This is a genomic window from Rhizobium sp. BK491, assembly GCF_014194925.1.
Classification (GTDB): domain Bacteria; phylum Pseudomonadota; class Alphaproteobacteria; order Rhizobiales; family Rhizobiaceae; genus Rhizobium.
On record NZ_JACIAR010000002.1, the window covers coordinates 1,063,896 to 1,087,967 of the forward strand.

General features: G+C 59.3%; 26 protein-coding genes. 17 read left to right on the forward strand and 9 right to left on the reverse strand.

The features are described 5' to 3' along the window. Positions 1–157: 157 nt before the first annotated feature. Positions 158–799: a dihydrofolate reductase family protein gene (locus FHX05_RS13090; protein WP_183872117.1), complete on the reverse strand. Its 642-nt coding sequence runs from the start codon at positions 797–799 to the stop codon at positions 158–160. A 148-nt stretch (positions 800–947) separates the two neighbouring features. Between FHX05_RS13090 and FHX05_RS13095 the strand changes: the two genes are divergently transcribed. From FHX05_RS13095 to FHX05_RS13115, 5 genes are all read left to right on the forward strand, one after another. After that, entirely contained in the window at positions 948–1,283 is a 336-nt protein-coding gene (locus FHX05_RS13095) for a metalloregulator ArsR/SmtB family transcription factor (protein WP_015339343.1), read from the forward strand. A 4-nt stretch (positions 1,284–1,287) separates the two neighbouring features. Continuing rightward, complete coding sequence (locus FHX05_RS13100) at positions 1,288–1,767, forward strand: SRPBCC family protein (protein WP_112414729.1); 480 nt, start codon at positions 1,288–1,290, stop codon at positions 1,765–1,767. 312 nt (positions 1,768–2,079) lie between these two features. After that, positions 2,080–2,901 (forward strand): AraC family transcriptional regulator, encoded by an 822-nt coding sequence (locus tag FHX05_RS13105; protein ID WP_183872458.1) that lies wholly within the window; start codon positions 2,080–2,082, stop codon positions 2,899–2,901. 193 nt (positions 2,902–3,094) lie between these two features. After that, positions 3,095–3,799, forward strand: a complete 705-nt coding sequence (locus FHX05_RS13110; RefSeq protein ID WP_183872119.1) for an AzlC family ABC transporter permease — start codon at positions 3,095–3,097, stop codon at positions 3,797–3,799. Then, positions 3,796–4,098 carry an AzlD domain-containing protein gene (locus FHX05_RS13115; protein WP_183872121.1) on the forward strand — a complete coding sequence of 101 codons (303 nt, stop codon included), beginning with the start codon at positions 3,796–3,798 and terminating at the stop codon, positions 4,096–4,098. The genes FHX05_RS13110 and FHX05_RS13115 overlap by 4 nt, the downstream gene beginning before the upstream one ends. A gap of 67 nt (positions 4,099–4,165) precedes the next feature. Here the strand turns inward: FHX05_RS13115 and FHX05_RS13120 are convergent, their stop codons facing one another. After that, positions 4,166–5,662 carry a replicative DNA helicase gene (locus FHX05_RS13120; protein WP_112337927.1) on the reverse strand — a complete coding sequence of 499 codons (1,497 nt, stop codon included), beginning with the start codon at positions 5,660–5,662 and terminating at the stop codon, positions 4,166–4,168. 347 nt (positions 5,663–6,009) lie between these two features. Between FHX05_RS13120 and FHX05_RS13125 the strand changes: the two genes are divergently transcribed. Genes FHX05_RS13125 through FHX05_RS13135 form a run of 3 tightly spaced genes read left to right on the forward strand, consistent with a single transcriptional unit; the run spans position 6,010 to position 9,193 of the window. Continuing rightward, positions 6,010–6,453, forward strand: coding sequence for a MarR family transcriptional regulator (locus tag FHX05_RS13125; RefSeq protein ID WP_112607325.1), 444 nt, complete (start codon positions 6,010–6,012; stop codon positions 6,451–6,453). Between the two features lie 8 nt (positions 6,454–6,461). Beyond that, a complete protein-coding gene (locus FHX05_RS13130; RefSeq protein ID WP_183872123.1) occupies positions 6,462–8,108 on the forward strand; it encodes an MFS transporter in 1,647 nt (548 codons plus the stop codon). A 17-nt stretch (positions 8,109–8,125) separates the two neighbouring features. After that, on the forward strand, positions 8,126–9,193 hold the full coding sequence (locus tag FHX05_RS13135) for an HlyD family secretion protein (RefSeq protein WP_183872125.1): 1,068 nt from the start codon (positions 8,126–8,128) through the stop codon (positions 9,191–9,193). Between the two features lie 95 nt (positions 9,194–9,288). On the opposite strand, the gene rplI is transcribed toward FHX05_RS13135, so the two are convergent. The 4 genes from rplI to rpsF form a co-directional block, all read right to left on the reverse strand. Continuing rightward, positions 9,289–9,867: a 50S ribosomal protein L9 gene (rplI, locus tag FHX05_RS13140; protein ID WP_015339352.1), complete on the reverse strand. Its 579-nt coding sequence runs from the start codon at positions 9,865–9,867 to the stop codon at positions 9,289–9,291. A 19-nt stretch (positions 9,868–9,886) separates the two neighbouring features. Then, positions 9,887–10,867: a DUF2232 domain-containing protein gene (locus FHX05_RS13145; RefSeq protein ID WP_183872126.1), complete on the reverse strand. Its 981-nt coding sequence runs from the start codon at positions 10,865–10,867 to the stop codon at positions 9,887–9,889. 165 nt (positions 10,868–11,032) lie between these two features. Continuing rightward, on the reverse strand, positions 11,033–11,281 hold the full coding sequence (gene rpsR / locus FHX05_RS13150) for a 30S ribosomal protein S18 (RefSeq protein ID WP_004122103.1): 249 nt from the start codon (positions 11,279–11,281) through the stop codon (positions 11,033–11,035). A gap of 12 nt (positions 11,282–11,293) precedes the next feature. Further along, positions 11,294–11,740 carry a 30S ribosomal protein S6 gene (gene rpsF, locus FHX05_RS13155; RefSeq protein ID WP_015339354.1) on the reverse strand — a complete coding sequence of 149 codons (447 nt, stop codon included), beginning with the start codon at positions 11,738–11,740 and terminating at the stop codon, positions 11,294–11,296. 390 nt (positions 11,741–12,130) lie between these two features. On the opposite strand from rpsF, the gene FHX05_RS13160 reads away from it, so the two are divergent. Both FHX05_RS13160 and FHX05_RS13165 read left to right on the forward strand, forming a co-directional pair. Next, positions 12,131–12,874 (forward strand): phosphoglycerate mutase family protein, encoded by a 744-nt coding sequence (locus tag FHX05_RS13160; protein WP_183872128.1) that lies wholly within the window; start codon positions 12,131–12,133, stop codon positions 12,872–12,874. A gap of 138 nt (positions 12,875–13,012) precedes the next feature. Further along, a complete protein-coding gene (locus FHX05_RS13165; protein ID WP_183872130.1) occupies positions 13,013–14,227 on the forward strand; it encodes a hypothetical protein in 1,215 nt (404 codons plus the stop codon). Between the two features lie 50 nt (positions 14,228–14,277). Here FHX05_RS13165 and FHX05_RS13170 read toward each other — a convergent pair whose 3' ends face one another. Then, on the reverse strand, positions 14,278–15,321 hold the full coding sequence (locus FHX05_RS13170; protein WP_183872132.1) for an aldo/keto reductase: 1,044 nt from the start codon (positions 15,319–15,321) through the stop codon (positions 14,278–14,280). A gap of 194 nt (positions 15,322–15,515) precedes the next feature. On the opposite strand from FHX05_RS13170, the gene fabD reads away from it, so the two are divergent. The 7 genes from fabD (at position 15,516) to gmk (ending at position 22,212) form a co-directional block, all read left to right on the forward strand. Beyond that, positions 15,516–16,460 (forward strand): ACP S-malonyltransferase, encoded by a 945-nt coding sequence (fabD, locus tag FHX05_RS13175; protein ID WP_183872134.1) that lies wholly within the window; start codon positions 15,516–15,518, stop codon positions 16,458–16,460. 25 nt (positions 16,461–16,485) lie between these two features. Then, positions 16,486–17,223 carry a 3-oxoacyl-[acyl-carrier-protein] reductase gene (gene fabG, locus FHX05_RS13180; RefSeq protein WP_015339359.1) on the forward strand — a complete coding sequence of 246 codons (738 nt, stop codon included), beginning with the start codon at positions 16,486–16,488 and terminating at the stop codon, positions 17,221–17,223. 286 nt (positions 17,224–17,509) lie between these two features. Beyond that, positions 17,510–17,746 (forward strand): acyl carrier protein, encoded by a 237-nt coding sequence (locus FHX05_RS13185; protein ID WP_004122114.1) that lies wholly within the window; start codon positions 17,510–17,512, stop codon positions 17,744–17,746. A gap of 114 nt (positions 17,747–17,860) precedes the next feature. Beyond that, positions 17,861–19,123 (forward strand): beta-ketoacyl-ACP synthase II, encoded by a 1,263-nt coding sequence (fabF, locus tag FHX05_RS13190; protein WP_183872136.1) that lies wholly within the window; start codon positions 17,861–17,863, stop codon positions 19,121–19,123. 212 nt (positions 19,124–19,335) lie between these two features. Continuing rightward, a complete protein-coding gene (gene mltG / locus FHX05_RS13195) occupies positions 19,336–20,550 on the forward strand; it encodes an endolytic transglycosylase MltG (protein WP_112410674.1) in 1,215 nt (404 codons plus the stop codon). Positions 20,551–20,658: 108 nt separating this feature from the next. Beyond that, positions 20,659–21,546 (forward strand): YicC/YloC family endoribonuclease, encoded by an 888-nt coding sequence (locus tag FHX05_RS13200; RefSeq protein WP_183872138.1) that lies wholly within the window; start codon positions 20,659–20,661, stop codon positions 21,544–21,546. Positions 21,547–21,549: 3 nt separating this feature from the next. Beyond that, positions 21,550–22,212, forward strand: a complete 663-nt coding sequence (gene gmk, locus FHX05_RS13205; RefSeq protein WP_015339363.1) for a guanylate kinase — start codon at positions 21,550–21,552, stop codon at positions 22,210–22,212. A 6-nt stretch (positions 22,213–22,218) separates the two neighbouring features. On the opposite strand, the gene rsmA is transcribed toward gmk, so the two are convergent. Both rsmA and pdxA read right to left on the reverse strand, forming a co-directional pair. Further along, entirely contained in the window at positions 22,219–23,046 is an 828-nt protein-coding gene (gene rsmA, locus FHX05_RS13210) for a 16S rRNA (adenine(1518)-N(6)/adenine(1519)-N(6))-dimethyltransferase RsmA (protein WP_183710486.1), read from the reverse strand. Further along, positions 23,046–24,071 (reverse strand): 4-hydroxythreonine-4-phosphate dehydrogenase PdxA, encoded by a 1,026-nt coding sequence (gene pdxA, locus FHX05_RS13215; protein ID WP_183872139.1) that lies wholly within the window; start codon positions 24,069–24,071, stop codon positions 23,046–23,048. Before pdxA ends, rsmA begins: the two co-directional genes overlap by 1 nt. Position 24,072: the final 1 nt, after the last annotated feature.

Consider the following 24,072-nt stretch of genomic DNA (forward strand, 5'->3'; position numbering starts at 1 on the left):
CCAGCAGAACGACGGATCCGATCACGCCTTCAGACGTCTACCTATGACTTTCGCTTCGGCCACCGGTTATAAGCGGCGGCCGAAGTTCGCAGAGACTGTTTGGATGGCCTCGCGGCAGCGAAGTTCTGGTGCGCGCTGGTAGGCCAGAGGCAGGCGGCTAGCGTTGGAAGGTGAGATGGATAGTGCCGCTCGGTGCGGTTTCTGATTTGACCGCATAGCCAGCTTCCAGGCCGCGCAGATCGTCCCACAGGCGTATGCCTCGTCCGAGCAGAATCGGCGTGATCGCGACATGAAGACGATCGACAAGGCCCGCCTTCAGAAAGTCGCGAACGACCGTAGGGCCACCGCCGATCCTTACGTCTTTACCGTCCGCCGCCTTGACGGCTTGCTGGAGCACATCGGTCGGCGCCGCGCTGAGGAAATGGAAGACGGTGCCGCCAGCCATCTCCAGGGAAGGTCTGGGAGTATGAGTGAGGACGAAGACTGGGACGCGGAAGGGCGGTTCTTCGCCCCACCAGCCCTGCCAATTCGGGTCGTCGGGGAAGTTGTGCAGCCCGAACATGCCGGCGCCCATGATCTCGGCACCCACGTTCTCGAAGTATTCTCTAGCGTAATTATCGTCGACACCTGTGGTCCCGGTTCCGCCGGTATCCTTGAGGACGCGCTCGCGAAACGTTCGCGTTGCAACATATGCGCCGACGAGACGCGGCCAGTCCTCGCCAAACGGGGTTTCGGGTGTCTGATCCGTCGTCGTTGCGAACCCGTCGAGCGAAATCATGAGATCGACACGTATTGCCACTGGAGCTCTCCTTGCGAGTGGTTGCACCATAGCTGCTCCAGCAGTCCGGAGCTAAATACTAAGGTAAGTGCCTTTATATAAGATGCAGACACTAAGGCAAGTACCTTATTGTTGTTGACTAAAGGTTGAAGACGTTTTACCGAGTCATATGCCTTACCATTCGACGCCCCTCGATCTTGCCTTTCATGCTCTCAGCGACCCGACCCGCCGCGCGGTGGTATCGCGGCTGGCTGAGGGCGAGGTGCCGGTCAGCATCCTTGCCGAACCTTTCGACATGGCACTGCCCTCCTTCGCCCAGCATCTCAAGGTGCTGGAGGATTGCGGACTGATCGCTAGCGAGAAGCGGGGGCGCAGCCGCTGGTGCCGACTGGTGCAGGCGCGCTTCGACGAGGCTGCGGACTGGATGGAGGCAGAGCGCAGGCGCTGGACCGAACGATTGGATCGCCTGGAAGTCTACTTGGACAAGAAGGAAGAGGATGATTGAGAACATGGCAAACCCGTTCGACACTTGGGCGCTCGATAGGGAAATCGTGCTGGTGAAACTGCTGAATCATCCGCGCGACAAGGTCTTTGCCGCGTGGATGGACCCCAAGGCCCTCGCCGAATGGTACGGTCCGGCCGGATTTGAAATTGAGAACCACGAAGCCGACATCCGCGAGGGCGGGATCTGGCGGTTCGACATGGTGGGCGTGTTCGAGGGCCGGAAGCAGCGCTTTGCGAACCTCATGCGCTTTCTGGAGATCGTCCCGAACGAGCGGATTGTGATGGACCATGGCACGCCGGAGCCCAATGACCCCGATCGTTTCCGCGTCACAGTGACCTTCGATGAGCAAGCCGACGGCAAGACGGTTCTTACCCTGCGCCAACTCCACCCTAGCCCCGAGCGGCGCCGGTTCGTCATCGGCTTCGGCGCGGTCGAATACGGGCTACAGACGCTGGATGGCCTCGCAGCATGGTTGGACGGCTGACGTGTGATCCATCAAAGCAGAGGGGTCTCTCTACGCAAATCTTCACCGCCCATGCTTGCGCCGGTTTCGGCGAGCGCGTCGAGATCAGGCCGCGAAAGTGAAGGCATCGTCGCCTCAGGAGGGGAGGGAAAATCTGTCATGAATCGCCGCGATGAGAAGCGAGTTGTAGAGAGGATTGTTGCAAGGAGAAAGCGCGGAAAGGCTGGATACCAGCCTTTCTCATATGCGATCACTTTTGTTCAAGACGCGCGGCAGCCGGCTCGATAATGTGCTGACATGCAGAACGTTTCGCAGAAAGAGGCGGCTGACGCCATGCCGCTTGCCAAGGTGGAATCGACCCGCTTCTGGCGGGACGGTCGTTTTCGCGGCATGGAATGCCTGAGCGCAAGCTTCGTGACGCATGAATATGCGCCGCATGCGCACGACACCTTCAGCATCGGGACGATTGAAAGAGGCAGCCAGATCACCACGCTGCTCGGCAGTCGGGAAGAAGCCGGACCGGGCGATCTCTATATGATCAATCCTGGAGTAGTACATGACGGCGCTCCGGGCGGCGAAGGCTATCGCTACCGCATGATCTACCCGGACGCGAAGCTCTTCGTCGACATTCTGGAAGACGTCACGGGCAAAGCCTTCAACGCGACGCCATCTTTCGCCAGTTCGTTGTTGCGCGATCCGCAGCTTGCCGACGCCTTCCACAAGGCGCATCGCACACTCGAGAGCGGCGCCGGCGCGCTGGAATCCGATGAAGGCATGTTCTCGGTGCTGGCGGCGCTCTTTGCGCGCTACGGCAGCACTATCATCCTTCCCGTCGATACGAAGGAGCGTAGCGCCGTCGCGCGCGCCCGCGACTACCTCAGTGAGAATTTCGACAGCGATATCGGATTGGAGGAGTTGGCCAAGGTCGCGGGGCTGAGCCGCGCGCACCTGATCCGCGCTTTCCGCCGGGAGTATCATATTACGCCCCACGCCTTTCTGACCGACCGGCGCGTCATCGTTGCCCGCCGATTGCTCAGGGAAGGCCGCATGCCGGCCGATGTCGCCGTGGAATGCGGTTTCGCCGATCAGGCGCATTTCACGCGCCACTTCAAATCGCGCACCGGCGTCACCCCCGGTCAATTCCGCGTCGGCTAAAGCATTCCCAGGAAAAGTGCGCAGCGGTTTTCCATCCGGAATGCGCTGGGAAATAAGAACATAGAGCATTTCGCTTTTCTGCGAATGTTGAAAACGCTTTGCCGATTCTGGATGGAGCTCTAGTCACTTTCGTTCAATACAGCGCCAGATGCCGTCGGCTACCTCTTCGTCATTGTTAAAGTGGAGGTTGCCAATGTTGCAGCAAAGCCGGCCGGCCGGCGAATTCAAAGCCGGGATGCGTGCCATTTTTCCGCTGATCGTCGCCGTTCTGCCGATCGGCCTCGTGTTCGGCGCGGTTTCGGCGACCAAGGGGCTTTCGCCGCTTGAGACCACACTGATGAGCGCGCTCGTCTTCGCCGGCGGCTCGCAATTCGTGGCGATGGATATCTGGACACATCCCGCAAGCTGGATTGGCGCCGGCTTCGCGGCCTTGCTCGTCAATGTCAGGCACTTACTGATGAGCGCTTCGATCGGCACGAAGATGCAGTCTTTCTCCGGCACCAAACGTTACATCGCCATGCTGTTTCTCGCCGATGAGATTTGGGCCATGGCGGAATTCCGCGCCGGCACGTTGCGGCTCACACCCGCCTGGTATGCGGGCATCGTCACGCCCTTCTACTTGGCTTGGGTCGGCTCGTCGCTTGCGGGTGCTCTGCTTGGCGCCTTTCTCGGCGATCCCGCCGTCATTGGTCTCGACTTCGCCTTTCCCGCTGTCTTCATCGTGCTGGTCATGGGCTTTTGGAAAGGACCGGAAACCGGCGCGGTGCTTGCCGCAAGCGGAATTGCAGCCGTTGCTGTCCACCAGTTCGTGCCCGGTGTCTGGCATATTGCAGCCGGTGCGCTGGCGGGGCTGGCAATGGCTTTCTGGAAAGGCAGGGCGCGGGAGCAGGGGGCATGACGCTTGATCTCAACACACTGCTCGCCATCCTCGCCATGGCTGCCGCAACGATCTTCACCCGTGTTGGCGGTCTCGTCTTGATTCGCTACGTGAAGATCGACGAGCGCCGGCGAACCGCAATCGAAGCTATTCCACCGGCCGTGCTGATGGCCGTCATTGCTCCGACGGCTTTTGCTACCGGCTGGGCGGAGGCGCTGGCCTGCGCGGCCACCGCAATCGTCTCACGCCGCTTGCCGATGCTGGCAAGCGTTGTTGTCGGTGTCGCGACGGTGGCTTTGCTGCGAGCTGCGGGACTGTGAAGCGTCTCCGGGAAAAGTGCGAAGCGTTTCTCCGTCCCAGCGGAACATTGACGCGTCAAGCTTCGTGTCAATGTTCCTCATACTGCGTGAAAGACGGGTCGGCGAGATCGGCAAAGCGGGTGAATTCCGACTGGAAGGCGAGCTTCACCGTGCCCGTCGGTCCGTGGCGCTGCTTGGCGATGATGACGTCGGCCGTGCCTTTGACGCGGTCGAACAGGGCTTCCCATTCCCCATATTTCGGGTCGTTCGGATCGCGCGGCTCCTGGTTCTTGACGTAATATTCCTCGCGGAACACGAAGAGTACCACGTCGGCGTCCTGCTCGATCGAACCGGATTCACGCAGGTCGGAAAGCTGAGGTCGCTTGTCGTCGCGGCTTTCGACCGCACGCGAGAGCTGGGAGAGCGCGATGATCGGAACGTTCAATTCTTTGCCGAGCGCCTTCAGTCCGGTGGTGATCTGGGTAATTTCCTGAACACGGTTCTCGTTCGATTTGCCGGAGCCGGTCATCAGCTGCACGTAGTCGACCACTAGAACGTCGAGGCCGCGCTGGCGTTTCAGGCGTCGGGCACGCGCGGAAAGCTGGGCGATGGAGATGCCGCCGGTCTGGTCGATATAGAGCGGCACCTTCTGCATCATCATAGAGCAGGCGACGAGCTTTTCGAAATCGGCGTCATTGATGTCGCCGCGTCGGATCTTCGACGAGGAGACTTCCGTCTGCTCGGAGATGATACGCGTGGCGAGCTGTTCGGACGACATTTCCAGCGAGTAGAAGCCGACAACGCCTCCGTTCTTCGCCTTCATCGAGCCATCCGCTTGGACTTCGCCCTCGTAAGCGGCGGCGATATTGTAGGCGATGTTGGTCGCAAGCGAGGTCTTACCCATGCCGGGGCGACCGGCAAGGACGATCAAGTCGGAGCGCTGCAGGCCGCCCATCTTGCTATCAAGCGAGTGGATGCCCGTGGAGATGCCGGAGAGGCCGCCGTCACGCTCCTTGGCGACGGCCGCCATGTCGATTGCGAGCGCCACGGCATCGTTGAAGGACTGGAAACCGCCGTCGTAGCGGCCATTCTCGGCAAGCTCGAACAGCCGGCGCTCCGTATCCTCAATCTGCGTCTGCGGAGGCATGTCGAGCGGTGCGTCATAAGCGATGTTGACCATGTCCTCGCCGATAGTGATCAGCGCGCGGCGCAGCGCCAGATCATAGATGGCGCGGCCATAATCTTCCGCATTGATGATCGACACGGCTTCGACGGCAAGCCGCGCTAGATATTGCGCAACCGTCATGTCGCCGACCTTCTCGTCCGCCGGCACAAAGCTCTTGATGGTGACGGGGTTGGCGGTCTTGCCCATGCGGATGATGTCGCCGGCGACCTCGAAGATCTTGCGGTGCAGCGGTTCGTAAAGATGAATCGGCTTCAGGAAGTCGGAGACGCGGTAATAGGCATCATTATTGACAAGGATGGCGCCGAGCAGAGCCTGTTCCGCCTCAATGTTATTGGGCGCTTCACGATAATGCTGGTCGGCGGGAGCAATGGCGGCGAGCTTGCGCGCAGCTTCGTTCATTTTCCATCTCTTCATGCTTTAGGGTGTCGACTGGTTTGCGACGATCCGATGTCATGGTCAACCGTGCAAATGAGCGTCCACGCGAAGTGGGGCGAATAGGTCCGGCCTATCAACGTTTTTCCACTCGTCCACAGGCGCAGATTGCCGGGATGTAAAAAATCTCTTGTGACCACTTTGCAACGAAAAGATCGACACACGAATCACATATGCAAATCATCCGTGGGGATATTTTAGCCGGGTCTTTCGCCGTGTACATCAATTGTTGCGGCTATCATGCTTGAAAAGCTGGGGAAATCCGGGTATTCCCTTTAATTAGGGTAGGATGCTAATTATATAAAGCTGCAATAATGCCAGGTGCGCCATCAAGACAAGAACTCTTCGACGACCTCTCTTCGTTCAATCGCAAGCTGAGGGCGGCTTTTGACGCCCTCGTTCGCGAGCACGGCATGACCCTTTCCCGTGCGAGGGTTTTTCGCAAGCTCTCCCGCCGGGATGGGATAAACCAGAGGGAGCTTGCCGACGAGCTGGAGCTGGAAACGCCGACGCTCGTACGCATCCTTGATGCGATGGAGGCGCAGAATTTCATCGAACGTCGGGCCGCCGTATCCGATCGCCGCGCCAAGCAAATCTTCATAACGGAATCCGGAAAAGTCGTTGCTGCGGAGGTCGAAGCTCTTGCCACCGGTGTGCGCGCGGATATCTTGGAGGGGATTTCGGACGAGGATGTCGGCATGGCGCTGAAGGTTATTCGCGCCATGACTGCCAATCTTCAGAATATCGGCAAATCATGAGGTAATGCATGAGCGGGGATCCGGGCCCGGTCGCCAATGCGCAAGCCAACGCCGTCCCGCCCGCTCCACCGCCTATGCCGGGCTGGAAAGTGCCGCTCTATATTGCGGCATCCGTTCTGTTCTTCCTGACCCAGGGTCTGGGTCTTAATCTTGCCTTCGCCAACCTTACGCAGATTCAGGGAACCATTGCGGCGACCACCACAGAATCGGCGTGGCTTTCTGCCGCCTACATGGCACCCAATGTCAGCCTCGCCATCGCTCTAGTGAAGATTCGCCTTCAATATGGCGTGCGCAATTTCGCCGAGGTCAGCATTCTCGGCTTCGTGCTCGCCTCGCTGCTCAATCTCTTCGTCTCCGACCTGCATTCTGCGATCGTCGTCCGCTTCCTGAGCGGAATTGCCGGCGCGCCGCTATCGACACTCGGCTTCCTTTATATGCTGGAGGCCTTCGAGCCGGCGAAGAAGATGACTGTTGGCGTCAGCCTGGCGATGATGAACACGCTGCTTGCCGCTCCCATCACGCGCCTCGTGTCACCCTCGCTGCTGGACTATGGCGAATGGCGTGGCCTGTACACGCTCGAGATGGCGTTGGCGCTCCTCGTCATGCCGATCATCTATCTGCTGCCGCTGACACCGCCGCCGCGTGTAAAAGTCATCGTGCTGGGCGATATCTTCAGCTACCTTCTCGTGGCGATCGGTTTCGGCTGTCTGGCCGTCGCCCTGTCGGTCGGGCGCCTCTACTGGTGGCTGGAGGTGCCATGGCTCGGGGTCGTCCTGGTGATTGCCATCGCGTCCCTGACCGTTGCCATTGTCGTCGAGCTGAGGCGGTCGACGCCTTTGATCGACGTTCGCTGGCTGCTTCGGCCGGAAATTCTACATCTGACGGCGATCCTGCTGGTCTTCCGCATCATTGCCGCCGAGCAGACCTCGGTCATCATGACCTTTTATCAGAACGCGGTCGGGCTCCTCTATGATCAGCTTTCCATTCTGTACTGGATCATCCTGGCCTTCTCCATCATAGGCGGGCTCATCTGCACCGTGTTCATGAGCTACGGCTACACGTGGCAGATCCAGTTCGTCGCGCTTATCCTGATGGGGGTGGGCTCGCTGATGGATTCGCAGGTGACGAACCTGACCCGTCCTGAGCAGATGTATTTCAGCCAGGCGCTGGTCGCAGCCGGCGCGGCCCTGTTCCTGCCGCCCTCCATGTCGCAAGGCTTCAAGGAGGCTATATCCAAGGGTCCCCCCTATCTGGTGACCTTCTTTGTCGTCTTCACCTTCACGCAAAGCATCGGCGGCCTGATCGGCTCAGCCTTCTATGGCACGCTGATCACCATTCGCGAGAAGTTCCATTCTGCCGTCCTGACCGAGCGCGTGCTTCTGACCGATCCGCATGTGGCCACACGCGTCAGCCAGCTTTCATCCTCCTATGGCAAGGTGATCGGGGATAGCGCGCTCCTGAAGGGGGAGGGGCTGGCGCTGCTCGGTGCGCAGGTCAGCCGCGAGGCCAATATGCTCGCCTATGGAGATGCCTTCTTCACTGCCGCCGTAATCGCTTTCCTGTCGCTTGCCGGCCTCTCAATCCATGTCTTCTTCCGATTCGTCAGGGCTCGCCTGGCCGACGGTCGGGCTGAGGTCGTGACATCCAACCCATGAGGATATGAAATAGCTCCATGTCGAGGCTCGTTCGCTCTCCAATCGAAGTCATCGCCGTGCTCGCCGGTGTCGGCGGCGTCATGCTGATACTTTATGCCTGGCATCTGCCGCCGTTCAAAACCTCCGTCGAGACCACGGACGACGCCTATGTCAAAGGCTATGTCACCACGATCAGCCCGCAGGTCAGCGGCTATATCACCGACGTGCCGATCAAGGACTATAAGCTCGTCAAGGAGGGCGATGTGCTCGCCCAGATCGACGACCGCATCTACAAGCAGAAGGTGGCGCAAGCCCACGCGACGCTGGACGGGCAGAAGGCGGCACTTGCCAATTCGCAGCAGCAGGAGCAGGCCGCCAAGGCCGGCATCGTCTCCAGCCAGGCGCAGATCGATAGCGCCAATGCAGCGTTGAAGCGTGCCCAGCTTGCCTTCGATCGCGTCACGACACTGGTCTCCAGAGGTGTCTCGACCACGAGCGATTCCGAACAGGCGCAGGCGACGCTGCAGCAGGCTCAGGCATCGGTCAATCAGGCAAAGGCCGCTCTCGACGTCTCTGAGCAGAACCTGACGACGATCATCGTCAACCGCGCCTCCCTGGAAGCCGGTGTCAGCGGCGCGGAGGCTGCCGTGCAGCTTGCCGATATCGATCTCGACAACACGACCATCAGGGCGCCGCAGGACGGCCGCATTGGGGAAGTTGGCGTACGCCTCGGCCAATATGTGACACCAGGTACGCAGCTGATGAACCTGGTGCCGAAGGACGTCTGGGTCATAGCCAATTTCAAGGAAACGCAGCTCGATGGCATGAAGCTCGACCAGCCCGCCACGATTTCCGTGGATGCGCTCGGGCGTCGCGAGATCAAGGGCCGCATCCAGCGTTTCTCTCCGGCAGCGGGTTCCGAATTTGCCGTCATCAGGCCCGACAACGCCACGGGCAATTTCACCAAGGTCGCCCAGCGTCTCGGTGTAAGGATCAAGATCGAGGATGGACAGCCACTCGCCGACCAGTTGGCGCCTGGCATGTCCGTCGTCGTTTCGATTGACAAGGATTCGGCTCCACTGCCGGAGCCCAGGAATAACGACTGACAGAGGCGTTCGCTTTATCGTCTGCCAATAACCAAAAAGCCTGGGTCGAGGACCCAGGCTTTCTTTCATTCACAGTTTTGGAGAAGGCTTGAGGATCAAGCTTCTTCTTCGCCGTCGCGGTCAGCTTCCGGATCGAAGAAATCTTCCGGACGCAGCGCGTCTTCGTCAACGCCGTAGATGGCGTCTGCGGAGGTGAGGGTTTCGCCCTTGGCCTGACGCTCGGCTTCTTCAGCGGAACGGGCGACGTTGAGTTCAACCTTGATTTCGACTTCGGCGTGAAGCCCGATGGCAACATCGTGCAGGCCGATAGCCTTGATCGGCGTGTTCATGTGAACCTGGCTGCGGCCGATGTTGAAGCCTTCGGCGGCGAGGATTTCGACGACGTCACGAGCAGCGACCGAACCGTAGAGCTGGCCGGTTTCGCCAGCCGAGCGAACGACGATGAAGGACTTGCCGCCGAGAACGTCGGCAACCTTCTGGGCTTCGCTCTTGCGCTCGAGGTTGCGGGCTTCGAGCGTTGCGCGCTCGGCTTCGAAACGAGCCTTGTTGGCGGCGTTGGCGCGCAGCGCCTTGCCGAGCGGCAGCAGGTAGTTACGGGCAAAGCCGTCGCGAACCTTAACGGTTTCGCCCATCTGGCCGAGCTTGGAGATGCGTTCGAGAAGAATGACTTCCATTTTCTTGTTCCTTTCGATGTCAGATTTTCGTGTCTTGTTTGGGTGTGTCGGCATTCTTGTTCGGGGTGAGCGATATCGCCTTGCGAGTATCGTAGAGGCCGAGAACAAGGATGATGAAGAGCGGCAGCGTCACAAAGAAGCATACCAGGTAGCAGATGATCAGAACCGGCAGACGCCAGTCCTTGCCCCGCGTCCGGTAGTGCAGCGAAGCAAAGCCGGAAACGATGAAGCCCGCGCCGAAGGCGCCAAGCACGGCGGCGGCGATGAGGCCGAGAACGCCACTGAAGAAGATCGCGACGATCGCCACGAGAAAGACGAAGATCGCATTGCGGTTCATGCGCAGCGACGAGGGGATATCGTCGCGCGGACGCAGATTGTGGCTCGAGGCCGCGACAATGCGGGTCGCTACATAATAGGCGGCCAGCAGCATCATGACCCAGATCATGCCCCAGGCGATCGGAATCATGTAGAGCATCAGCGACTTCATCTTCGCGATCGCAACCGGATTGAGCTGAAGATCGGGAGACTGCTGGTTCACCGCGGCCATGTAGGCGTCGACGACTTGTCCCACTAAATCGGCACCGTAACCCATGACCGCGCCGGCGACGATGATGACGACGGCTGCAAGGCCGCACAGATGCAGCATGATGTCGGAGAGCGGATACCAGGCCATCAGATTATCCGGCCCACCAAGTTCAGAGGCAGGACGCGCCAGATTGGCGAGATGGCTGAGCCATGCGGGTATCAGCGTCAAGAGAACGACGAAGAGCCCGAAATAGACCGAGGGTGCGATGATCGTGCCGACGATGCCGGCGACCACGACGGCAACGATGACGGCGATATTGCCCCAGCCGAGGCCGACGATCAGAATCGGGAGAGCGGAAAGCGCGCCGAACAGGATGAACAACAATGGCTGAAGGGTCGCGCCATACACGAGTAGGGCGGCGGTCAGACCGGCGAGCGCGCCGATGCCAAGCTCTTTTACGTTCAACTTTTTCACGTCGCTGTCCTGCTTCGTATCGAGCAGTTAGAGGATGCCTTCGCCACGCGGGCGTGAAAGCTTATCCCCAACATGGGGTTTCAAGGTTCCGATCCGCGCCCATCGCGAAAGGGAGAAGGGAAGGCATCGCTGCCTTCCCTCTAATTCAGTCGGCGTCAGCTTATATTAAGCGACGACGTAGGGCAGCAGGCCGAGGAAACGCGCACGCTTGATCGCCTGGGCGAGTTCGCGCTGCTTCTTCTGGGAAACGGCCGTGATGCGGGACGGAACGATCTTGCCGCGCTCGGAAATGTAGCGCTGCAGGAGACGAACGTCCTTGTAGTCGATGCGCGGCGCATTGGCGCCCGAGAACGGGCAGGTCTTGCGGCGGCGATGGAACGGACGACGGACCGGTGCGGAGGAAACTTCAGACATTCTCAAATCTCCTTATACGCGGTCTTCGCGCGGACGGCGCGGACGGTCTTCGCGGTCACCACGATCCGGGCGCGGACCACGATCGCCGAAGCTGCGCTCCGGACGGTCGCCATCGCGGCGCGGACGGTCGTCACGGTCGCGCTTCTGCATCATGGCCGACGGGCCGTCTTCGTGCTTCTCGACAGCGATCGTCATGTAACGCAGGACGTCTTCGCTGATGCGCATCTGGCGTTCCATTTCCTGGATCGCAGCGGCCGGAGCATCGATGTCCATCAGGGCGTAGTGAGCCTTGCGGTTCTTCTTGATGCGGTAGGTAAGGGACTTGAGGCCCCAGTTCTCGATACGCCCGACTTTACCGCCGTGAGCTTCGATGACACCCTTGTATTGTTCTACGAGGGCGTCGACCTGCTGAGCGGAAATATCCTGCCGGGCAAGGAATACATGTTCGTAAAGAGCCATGGATAGCTTTGCCTTTCTTGCGTTGGTCTGAACCCGATATTCGGCGGCTAAGCCTCAACGACTGCTCCTGAGAGGGTAAACCCAAGCAAGAAAAGCGTTTCCGAGACGGTCGAGAGCGGAGACACGGGAGGCTGGAACGCTTCCGTTCCGAACGATTCCCCTTGCGGAAAACCGGCCCTCCGTTCAGCCACCAGCCAGAAGACCGGGTTGCGAACAGGGCGGCTTATACGGATTTTTCTCCGAAAGGCAAGGGTGCGGGCGAAATTATGCCGTTTGCCCGTGAGCGGCGTTGATGCTCGGGCCAAATCGTGAGCTCCCATCCGCCGCAGCGTTGCACCCGCCGCGCTCTCACATATGATGGGATGCGAATTGCAGCAACAGGGATGGTTCATGCGCATCTTTCTCGTTCGGCACGGCGAATCCCTCGGCAATATAGACGACCGAGCCTATCGGCAGTTCGGCGATCATAATGTGCCCTTGACCGAATGGGGCTATCGACAGGTGCTGGAGGCGGGGGAGGCGATATCAGCCTATCTGAAGGCATTGCCATCAGCCGAATTGCGCAAGCTGTGCGTCTGGTACTCGCCTTTCCTGAGGACGCGGCAGAGCAAGGATGCCCTGCTGGAGGTTCTGTCTGCCGAGCTCATCGGGGATGTCAGAGAGGATTATCTGCTGCGTGAGCAGGATTTCGGGCTCTTCACCGAAATCTACGATCACGCCGAACAGAAGCGGAAATTCCCCGACGAGTTCGAGAAATGGGCCAGGCTGCGCAACAATAACGGCAAGTTCTACGCGCGTCCGCCGGATGGCGAAAGCCGCGCCGATGTCGCCCAGCGCGTCCGTCTGTTCCTGCAGACCGTTATGCACGACGCCGAAAACGGCAGAAACAATGTCGTCATCGTCGGCCACGGCGTTACCAACCGCGCCTTCGAGATGAACTTCCTGCATCACCCGGTCGATTGGTTCGAGCGCTCGGACAATCCCGGAAATGCCGATGTCACCTTGATCGAGGGACGGAGTTCGGAGGGTTATCGGTCGATCCTGCTTCACAAGTCCACGGACCGTGTGAAAGGGGAGGAAGAATTGAAGGAGGCTTATGGTTCCGAATTGGCGATTGCGCCGAAGGCGGAGTAATAGTTGCTTGCGGCAGTCGGCAGGACATTAATAGCGGTATTGGAGGCTTGTTCCATGTCAACCTTGGAGCCGAGCAACTCTTGAAATATGCACTGCAATCAAGACTTGTGAAATGATAGAACCTGTGGAATTCATGACTTGGCTGATATCGGGGGCTGGGTTGTGAAAGTAATGAGAAAAAACTTTGCTTTGGCAGGTCTTGTTTTGGGCTTCATCCTTCTCGCTCAGGATGCAATAGCGAGATTAAGCTATGAAGCCTATAGCCTGAAAGATGGTTCTAAGTTTATCATGGTGACTGGTCAGTTCGAAGCTGACGATGACTTGACCATATTCCGCAACAAAGTTCTTTCCAGCCATGCGTTTTCCGTTAGTTTCTTCAGTGGCGGCGGAAACGTATACAAGGCCATGGAGTTCGGCCGTCTGATCCGCTCTCTTGGCCTTCAAACCGTGGCTTCCCGGGGCTCGGAATGTGCCTCGGCTTGCTCCTTGTCATTTCTTGGCGGCGTAATTCGTTATGCCGAGCCGGGTGCGATCGGCGTTCATAAATCTTCGTTCAGCGATACCAGTGGAATGAATGTCGAGGATGCCGTTGCGGCCGTTCAACAGCAAACCGCCGACGTGATTTCCTATATGAACGAAATGGGCGTCGATCCTAGTTTGCTGCAGCTTGCCCTAAAATACGACAGCGATGATATTCGTTATTTGTCATCGAGCGAAATGACACAGTTTCGCGTTACGACGGTCTCGTTTCAAGAAGTTCATGAATCTGAGGTCAAATCGTCGTCCGACAAAGCTCAGGCACCGACTGCTGACGGACGCAGAACGTCAAAGACGCTGAGCAAGAAGCCGCCGCTTCTGCAAGTTCCTGTCCCAAGAAACGGTATTGTTCAAGATGATAGTGGTTCGGCTTTATTAAAAGCCGGGCGGGATATCCGCTCCAAGACGATTGCGGCTTTTGCGAATGGAAGCGAGTTACAGATCATCAAGAGCACCGGCGACTGGTATCGCGTGTTGATCGGCAAAAAAGCCGGTTATATGCCCCAAACGTCGGTATGGGTGCGTGAATTTGAAGAAAAACAGCTTGGGAGGCGATACATTGAAATAACCACTGAAAAATTTTTAGAGCCCGCAATGGTTTTCGCCAAGCAGTCATTTATTCCAATGGCAGTTCATTTAACCGCACAGGGGAGTTACGCCGTCACGATTGTTGGGACGTACGAGGGAGATGTTAATTCCCTTGTATTTCAGCCTTTGATTAATACCAAAAGTATCCCTCCGACCGCCTTCGTTACTTATGGCAACAACTACGTTCGCGAAATCTGCTGCCGTGCTTCCACCACGACGGCCGAATAAACGGACAAACTTGCCCGCTTATCCGTTTAGAATCCTACCGGCAGGCTTCCTCACATCGGCATCGGATACTTGCGATGCACCTGCTCGATCTCGGCAAGTGCCTCTTCCGGCAGCGTCACATAAGCAGCGGCCACATCGGTCTCGAGTTGCGCCATCGTCGTCGCGCCGATGATAACCGAGGTCATGAACGGCTTGGTGAGGCAGTAGGCTAGCGCCAGTTTCGAAGGATCGATGCCGTATTTGGCGGCGATTTCGAGATAGGCCTTCACCGGCGGTTCCTGCAGCGGCTGCAGGCGGCCACCGATATCGAGATTGATCGAGCCGCGCGAGCCGGCCGGCCTTGCGCCGCCGACATATTTGCCGGTGAGGATACCGCCGGCGAGCGGCGAATAGGCGAGCAGCCCAACATCTTCGTGATGCGACAGTTCGGCCAGATCGAGGTCGAAATGGCGATAGAGCAGGTTGTATTCGTTCTGGGTCGTGGCGACGCGCGGCAGGCCCTTCTGCTCGGCAATCGTCAGATATTTCTGAATGCCCCAGGTCGTCTCGTTCGAGAGGCCGACGGCGCGGATCTTGCCGGCCTTCACCAGCTCGCCCATCGTCTCCAGGATTTCGGTGATATCGGCGATCGCTTTCTCGCGATCCTGGTTGAAGGGGTTATAGCGCCAGTTCTGACGGAAATGGAAATGGCCGCGGTTCGGCCAGTGGACCTGATAGAGATCGATGTAGTCGGTCTTCAGCCGCTTCAGGCTGGCATCAACAGCTGCGTTGATATTGGCTGCGTCCGGACCTTGTCCGCCGCGCAGATATTCGCGGCCGGGACCGGCGACCTTGGTGGCGAGCACGACATCCTTGCGCTTGCCGCTCTTCTCGAACCAGGTACCGATATATTCTTCGGTGCGGCCTTGAGTCTCCGGTCCCACCGGTGTCGTCGGATACATTTCGGCGGTGTCAAAGAAATTGATGCCCTTCTGAACGGAATAGTCCATCTGTTCATGGGCTTCGGCTTCGCTGTTCTGCGTGCCCCAAGTCATCGTGCCCAGGCAGATCTGCGAAACGGAAATATCGGTGCGGCCTAATCTCTTATATTTCATGGGAAAACCTTGGGGATGGGAGAAGGTCAAAATGAATGAGGTCGCGCAAATTTAGGCTCGATCTGAGCGAGCGCAAGAAAAAAATCATTGCACTTCGCAGCCGCAAAAGCGCGCGGCTGCGGGACTTGCACTATTGACTCCGCTGCAAACAATGTCATTGGGAAGCAAAACGACCCCCAAAAGGACGCTTTATAATGACTGTTGCTTTCACATTTCCCGGCCAGGGCAGCCAAGCCGTCGGCATGGGCAAGGACCTTGCCGACAATTTCGCCGAGGCGCGCGCCGTCTTCGAGGAAGTCGATGATGCGCTCGGTGAAAAGCTCTCCGACGTTGTCTTCAACGGCCCGGAAGATAAGCTGACCCTGACGGCCAATGCGCAACCTGCGCTAATGGCAGTGTCGATGGCAGTTATCCGTGTACTGCAGGCGCGTGGCCTCGATCTGAAGAGCAAGGTCGCCTATGTGGCTGGTCATTCGCTCGGCGAATATTCCGCTCTCTGTGCCGTCGGCACCTTCTCGCTTGCCGACACGGCGCGCCTGCTGCGCATCCGCGGCAATGCCATGCAGGCGGCTGTTCCGGTCGGCGTCGGCGCGATGGCTGCGATCATCGGCCTTGAACATGCCGATGTCATCGCGGTTTGCGAAGAAGCTTCCGTGCTCGGCGCCTGCCAGATCGCCAATGACAATGGCGGCGGCCAGATCGTTATCTCCGGCGAGAAAGCCCCGGTCGAAAAGGCGGCGGAACTTGCGACCGGCAAGGGCGCGAAACGCGCGATCCTGTTGCCGGTCTCCGCGCCGTTCCATTCCGCATTGATGGCGCCTGCTGCGGACGCCATGCGGGAAGCGCTTGCCGGCGTCGCCAAGACCAAACCGGTCGTGCCTGTTATCGCCAATGTGAAGGCGGCTCCGGTTACCGACGCCGATGAGATCGCGCGGTTGCTCGTCGAGCAGGTCACCGGACAGGTGCGCTGGCGCGAGACGGTGGAATGGTTTGCCGCCAACAACGTGACGACATTGTATGAAATTGGCGCCGGCAAGGTGCTGACGGGTCTTGCCCGCCGCATCGACAAATCGGTCAACGGCATCGCCGTCAACAATGCTGCAGATATAGATACGGCGCTTGCCGCATTGCTTGCCTGATATATTCAAGGAACGAGGGACACACATGCTTGATTTGACCGGCCGCAAGGCCCTGGTAACCGGTGCATCCGGTGGCATCGGCGAAGAAATTGCCCGGCTCCTGCACAAGCAGGGCGCAATCGTCGGCCTGCACGGCACGCGCGTCGAAAAGCTCGAGACGCTGGCCTCCGAACTCGGCGATCGCGTCAAGATTTTCCCGGCCAACCTGTCGGACCGCGACGAGGTCAAGGCGCTCGGCGCCAAGGCTGAGGAAGAGCTCGGCGGCGTCGATATTCTCGTGAACAATGCCGGCATCACCAAGGACGGCCTGTTCGTTCGCATGAGTGACGAGGACTGGGACGCCGTGCTGGAAGTCAATCTGACAGCCGTCTTCCGCCTGACGCGGGAGCTCACCCATCCGATGATGCGCCGCCGCTATGGCCGCATCATCAACATCACTTCGGTCGTCGGCGTGACCGGCAATCCGGGCCAGGCGAACTATTGCGCCTCCAAGGCCGGCATGATCGGCTTCACCAAGTCGCTAGCCCAGGAAATCGCGACGCGCAACGTTACGGTCAACTGCGTTGCCCCGGGTTTCATCGAAAGCGCGATGACGGGCAAGCTGAACGACAAGCAGAAAGAAGCCATCATGGGTGCCATTCCCATGAAGCGCATGGGCACTGGCGCGGAAGTCGCTTCCGCCGTCGCCTATCTTGCATCTTCGGAAGCCAGCTACGTCACGGGTCAGACGATCCACGTCAATGGCGGCATGGCAATGATCTAAAGGAATTGCTGTTGGAGGGTACTTTCCCGCCAATAGCATGTTGAGCAACCCGGAGCCGGCTATTTTCTGGCTTTGCGACAGACTTAAACCGTGTTAAGCGGGCCATGACTGTGAACAGTCGTCCGGAAAATTCAGGCGGACTGGGCCGTATTCAAGGCGCTGGACCGGATCTCAATGCCGGGTTGAACGGGTTTGCCAGCGGCGTCGGAACAGATGCTGCAGGTTTGAATTAGGGTAGGGATGTCACAAGGCATTCTCATCAGGATATAAGGTCGAGGAAACCGACATGAGCGATATCGCAGAACGCGTAAAGAAAATTGTTGTTGATCATCTTGGCGTTGACGCCGACAAGGTTGTTGAAAGCGCAAGCTTTATCGACGATCTGGGTGCGGACTCGCTCGACACCGTCGAACTGGTCATGGCCTTCGAAGAAGAATTCGGCGTTGAAATTCCGGACGACGCTGCCGACTCGATCCTGACGGTCGGCGACGCGGTAAAGTTCATTGAGAAGGCCCAGGCCTAATCATTCGCGCTTTTTGACAGGGCGGGCTGAAGAGTCCGCCCTATTTCGTCCGGCGATGCCGGCCGAAACCTATTTATACGCATATCATCATAAAAAGACGGGGGTCTGCGGGCGATGAGACGTGTCGTTATCACGGGTACCGGCATGGTATCACCTTTGGGCTGTGGCACTGAGGTGTCTTGGACGCGGTTGCTCGCTGGGCACAATGGCGCCCGCCTCGTAACTGAATTCGAGGTCGAGGATCTTGCGGCAAAGATTGCCTGCCGAATTCCCGTAGGCGACGGCACCGACGGCACGTTCAATGCTGACGATTGGATGGAGCCGAAAGAGCAGCGCAAGGTCGATCCCTTCATCATCTATGGCATGGCGGCCGCCGATATGGCGCTGGCCGATGCCGGCTGGCATCCGGAAACGGACGAGGATCAGATTGCAACGGGCGTGATGATCGGCTCGGGCATCGGTGGCCTCGAAGGCATTGTCGAAGCCGGCTATACGCTGCGCGACAAGGGTCCGCGCCGCATCTCGCCCTTCTTCATCCCAGGGCGTCTCATCAATCTCGTTTCGGGGCAGGTCTCGATCCGCCATAAGCTCCGCGGCCCGAACCATGCCGTCGTCACGGCATGTTCGACCGGTGCGCACGCGATCGGCGATGCCGCCCGCCTCATCATGCTCGGCGATGCCGATGTCATGGTTGCCGGCGGTGCCGAAGCTCCGGTCTGCCGCATTTCGCTTGCCGGCTTTGCCGCCTGCAAGGCGCTGTCGACGGACTTCAACGATACGCCGCAGAAGGCCTCGCGCCCCTATGATCGCGACCGTGACGGCTTCGTCATGGGCGAGGGCGCCGGGATCGTCGTGCTTGAAGAGCTCGAACACGCCAAGGCACGTGGCGCCAAGATCTATGCCGAAGTGGTAGGCTACGGCCTCTCGGGCGATGCGCACCACATCACTGCTCCGTCCGAGGATGGCGAAGGCGCATTCCGCTGTATGACATCGGCTTTGAAGCGCGCAGGTCTGACGCCTGATGATGTCGACTACATCAATGCACACGGTACCTCCACCATGGCGGATACGATCGAGCTTGCCGCAGTCGAGCGGCTGGTCGGCAATGCCGCGTCGAAGATCTCCATGTCGTCCACCAAGTCGGCCACTGGCCATCTGCTCGGCGCCGCTGGTGCGATCGAAGCGATCTTCGCCACGCTCGCCATCCGCGACAATATCGCCCCGCCGACGCTCAATCTGGACAATCCGGAACGCGAAACCGCCATCGATCTCGTTCCGCACAAGGCCCGCAAGCGCGAAATCAACGTCGCGCTATCGAACTCCTTCGGCTTCGGCGGCACGAATGCATCGCTTGTTCTGCGTCGCTATGAGGCTTAATAACAACGCATAACGGTGACAGCGGGGATGTCTTTCGGCAACCTCGCCCGCATTCTTCATTGTTGCTGCGCCTTCGTCTTTTTCGGGAATGCGGTGCGGGAACGCCTGATCGGTCGAAGTCGGAGCCTCGGTTCCGCCTTATCTTCTGAACCTGTTTTTTGCCGCATTGCTTGGCCAAAGAGCAGGCAATCACAAAAGGGAAGGGATTGCCGGTGAGCGATACGAACCAGAGCAATGGAACTCCGAACGGGCAGAAAGGGCCGATCATCCCGAAGTCGGCCAATGAAGCCTTGCGTCCGGAGCGTGTTCCGGACCCGCCGAAGCGTTCGCGCAAAGCCCGCAGCCAGATGGTCATCTTTCTGAACTTCCTGATGACGCTGGCAGTTTTTGTTGCCGTCGTTGCGATCGGCGGCGCCTATTACGCGTTTTCGATCTATCAAGGCCCCGGTCCGCTGACGACCAATACGAATTTCATCGTTCGGAATGGTGCCGGTCTCGGCGAGATCGCCAATCGCCTTGAATCCAATAACATCATCAGCGATCAGCGCATTTTCCGCTGGCTGACGGCCACCTATCTCCATGACGGCGAAACTCTTCGGGCCGGCGAATATGAGATCAAGGCTGGTGCTTCCATGAAGGATATCATGGAACTGCTGAAGTCCGGCAAGTCGATCCTCTATTCCGTTACCCTACCTGAGGGCCTGACGATTCGGCAGATGTTCAATAAGCTGCAGGCCGATACCGTGCTGGAAGGCGATCTGCCGTCGGCGCTGCCGCCGGAGGGCAGCCTGAGGCCTGACACCTATAAGTTCACGCGTGGCACCAAACGCACGGAAATCATTCAGCAGATGGAGGCCGCGCAGACGAAGCTGGTCGAGCAGATCTGGGAAAAGCGCGACTCAAGCGTGCAGTTGGCGAATAAGCAGGATTTCGTCACGCTGGCCTCCATTGTGGAAAAGGAAACCGGTCTTGCCGATGAGCGTGCGCACGTCGCATCCGTCTTCCTGAACCGCCTCGGCAAGGGTATGCGTCTGCAATCTGACCCTACCGTCATTTACGGCCTCTTCGGCGGCGAAGGGAAGCCGGCCGATCGTCCGATCTATCAGTCTGACCTGAAGAAGGACACGCCTTATAATACTTACCTCATCAAGGGTTTGCCGCCGACACCGATCGCAAATCCTGGGAGGGACGCTCTGGAGGCTGTCGCCAATCCGTGGAAGACGCAGGACCTTTATTTCGTCGCTGACGGCACGGGCGGACACGTCTTCGCCGCAACGCTTGACGAGCACAACGCCAATGTCAGGCGCTGGCGCAAGCTGGTTGCCGAAAAGGGTGAAGATCCCAGCGCCATTGCCGTGGACGGTCAGCCCGACGATGCTGCCGTCGCTCCCGGCTCAGGCGCACAGCAGAAGAAGAAAACCAACTGATCCTCACTGCGCCGCGGCTTGCATAGGAAGCGCGGCGCGGATTCACTTTACATTGACCCATAATGCGAAGACTTTCGTTGGATGGGGATAGAATTATCGGAGGCTTGCATGGCATTGCAGTCCATGACCGGTTTTGCCCGGCGTGAGGGAACGAGCGGTCGTGGCCGTTGGGCATGGGAGCTGCGCTCCGTGAACGGCAAGGGATTGGATGTCCGTCTGCGTCTGCCGCCAGGCCTGGAGCGCCTTGAGGCTGATGTCCGCAAGTCGATTGCGGATCGGCTCACGCGCGGCAACCTGCAGGTCAACCTTTCCCTTTCCATCGAAGAGAGCCGCGTCGAGGTCGTCGTGAATCAGGATGCGCTGGCGGCGGTCCTGGCGCTGCGCGATCAGCTGGCCGGCATCGTCGATCCCGCGCCGTTGCGACTGGAAAGCCTGATGGCCGTGCGCGGCTTGGTGGAATTCAAGGAAGCCGAAGAAAATGAAGATACGGTCGCTGCCCGAGATGCCGATATCATGATCGGCCTTGAGGCCGCGCTCGGTGATCTCAGCGACATGCGCCGGCAAGAAGGCGATGCACTCGGCAAGGTGCTGCTCGGCCATGTGGCAACGATCGAGGCACTGACGACGACGGTCGAGCGTGATCCCACTCGTTCGCCGCAGCAAATTGCTGCAAGGCTAGCCACGCAGGTGTCGATGCTTCTCGATGGCTCGTCCGGCCTCGACCGCGACAGACTGCATGCGGAAGCGGCCCTTCTCGCCACCAAGGCCGATCTGCGCGAGGAAATCGATCGTCTCAAAGCGCATGTGGCGGCGGCGCGCGATCTCATCTCCAAGGGCGGCCCTGTCGGACGAAAGCTCGATTTTCTTGCACAGGAATTTAACCGGGAATCGAATACCATCTGTTCGAAGTCGAATGCAGCGGCGGTTACTGCCGCCGGCATCGAGCTGAAGGTGGTTATCGACCAGTTCCGCGAACAGGTCCAGAATTTGGAGTAGGCCATGAAGCCGGCGACATCCACATCCATTCCAATCGCCCGCCGAGGGCTGATGCTAGCCATCTCCTCGCCGTCAGGTGCCGGCAAGTCGACGATCGCGCGCACACTGCTCGATAAGGACAAGCAGGTGAGCCTCTCCGTCAGCGTCACGACGCGGCAGCGCAGGCCGAGCGAAATCGAGGGCGTGCACTACCATTTCGTCTCACAGCGCGAGTTCGAGCGCCTTCGCGATTCAGACTCCCTGCTGGAATGGGCCGAGGTGCATGGCAATTTCTATGGCACACCGCGCGAGCCCGTGGAGACTGCCATGGCAGAGGGCCGCGACATGCTTTTCGATATCGACTGGCAGGGTGCGCAACAGTTGCAGGAGAAGATGCCGGCCGATGTCGTCTCCATCTTCGTGCTGCCACCGACCATGACGGAGCTGCAGTCGCGCCTGCATCGCCGTGCTGAGGATTCCGAAGAGGTCATCGCCATGCGTCTCGCCAATTCCCGGGCCGAGATCGCTCACTGGCGCGAATACGACTATGTCATCGTCAATGACGATCTGAACGTTGCTTTCGACGCCGTTCAGTCGATCGTCAAGGCCGAGCGCCTGCGCCGCGACCGCCGGCATGGCATGTTCGATTTCGTTCGCGATCTGCTGGAAGAGACGCCGAAGCTGTAAAGCCGGTTACAGACAGTTTGCCAGCCGGCAGAATTCTTCTACCGAAAGCGTTTCTGCGCGGCGCTGTGGGTCGATATCGGCCTTTAGAAGCAGGGCTTCGCCACCAATTGGCTTCAGGCTCTGGCGCAGCATCTTGCGGCGCTGGCCGAACGCGGCCTGTGTCACCTTCTCGAGCTTGTCGACTGAGCAGGGAATGGGGTTTTCCCTTGGTGTCAGATGCACAACCGTCGAGGTCACCTTCGGCGGGGGCGTGAAGGCCTGCGGAGATATGTCGAACGCCATATGAGCCAATGTCCGCCAGCCGCAGAGCACGCCAAGCCGGCCGTAATGGTCATCATCCTCCTGCGCCACGATCCGCTGACCGACCTCCTTCTGGAACATCAGCGTCAGGGATTGCCAGAAAGGCGGCCATTGCGCCGGCAGCAGCCAGTTCACCAAAAGCTGCGTTCCGACATTATACGGCAGATTGGCGATGATTTTGACTGGCCCTTGCGGGGCAAGGGCGGCGAAATCCGTCTTCAGCGCGTCGCCTTCGATCACCTCGAGCCGGCCCGGATAGTGATCGGCGATTTCGGCCAGCGCCGGCAGGCAGCGCGCATCGCGTTCGACGGCGATAACCTTGGCCGCCCCGAGCGCCAGGATGGCGCGCGTAAGACCGCCCGGTCCGGGCCCGACCTCGAAAACGGTAACACCCTCGAGTGATCCCGCTGTGCGCGCGACCTTCTGAGTCAAATTGAGATCGAGAAGGAAGTTCTGGCCAAGCGCCTTGCGCGCATCGAGGCCATGGCGCTGGATTACATCGCGAAGGGGCGGCAAGCCATCGAGAGCGGCCATCAGGGATTGTTTCCGGTCTTGCTGCTGATCTCGCTCGCCAGCTTCAGGGCGGCAACCAGGCTGTCTTCCTTGGCAATGCCCTTGCCGGCGATGCCGAAGGCCGTGCCGTGATCCGGAGACGTGCGGACAAAGGGTAAGCCGAGCGTGACATTGACGGAATCGTCAAAGCCGAGCGCCTTGGCTGGGATTAAGGCCTGATCGTGATACATGCAGATGGCGACGTCGTAACGTCGACGGGCGTCGTCATGGAACATGGTGTCGGCGGGCAGGGGGCCGAATGCATCGATGCCCTCGGAGCGGAGCTTGTCGATTGCAGGCCGCACGATTTCGTCGTCTTCCTTGCCGAGCGCGCCATTCTCTCCAGCATGCGGATTGAGGCCTGCCACGGCAAGGCGCGGCTTGGAGATGCCGAAACGGACGTGGAGGTCGTGATCGGTGATCCGGCATGTCTCGGCGATCAGGTCGGAGGTCAGCGCTTCCGGCACTTCCTTCAACGGAATATGGATGGTGACTGGGATCGCGCGAAGCTTCGGCCCGGCAAGCATCATGACCGGCATGACCGGCTTTCCAGTGGCGCGCGTTGCAAGATCCGCCAGGAATTCCGTATGGCCGGGAAAGCCGAAACCGGCATCATAGAGCACGGATTTGGCGATCGGATTGGTGACGACGGCGGATGTCTGGCCGCTCATACTGAGAGAAACAGCCATCTCTATGGCGGCGATCGTACCCTTGGCGGTGGCGACATGCGGTTCGCCGGCGATGACATCCATCCCGGCCTCGATCGGCAGGACCGGCAGCGCATCCCGAAAGATGTCGCAGGCAGTCGCCGGGTCGGCCACCTTCAGGGGTACGGTCAAGCCGAGCTGCGAGGCACGCGCCGCAAGCACGGCAGCATCGCCGAGGAACAGAAAGGGCGGCAAATTCAACTCGCCACGGCGCAGCCAGGCGGCGAGCGTAATGTCGGGGCCTATGCCAGCCGGATCCCCCTGCGTGAGCGCAAGGGGGAGGGAGGAGCGCGGCGGCATC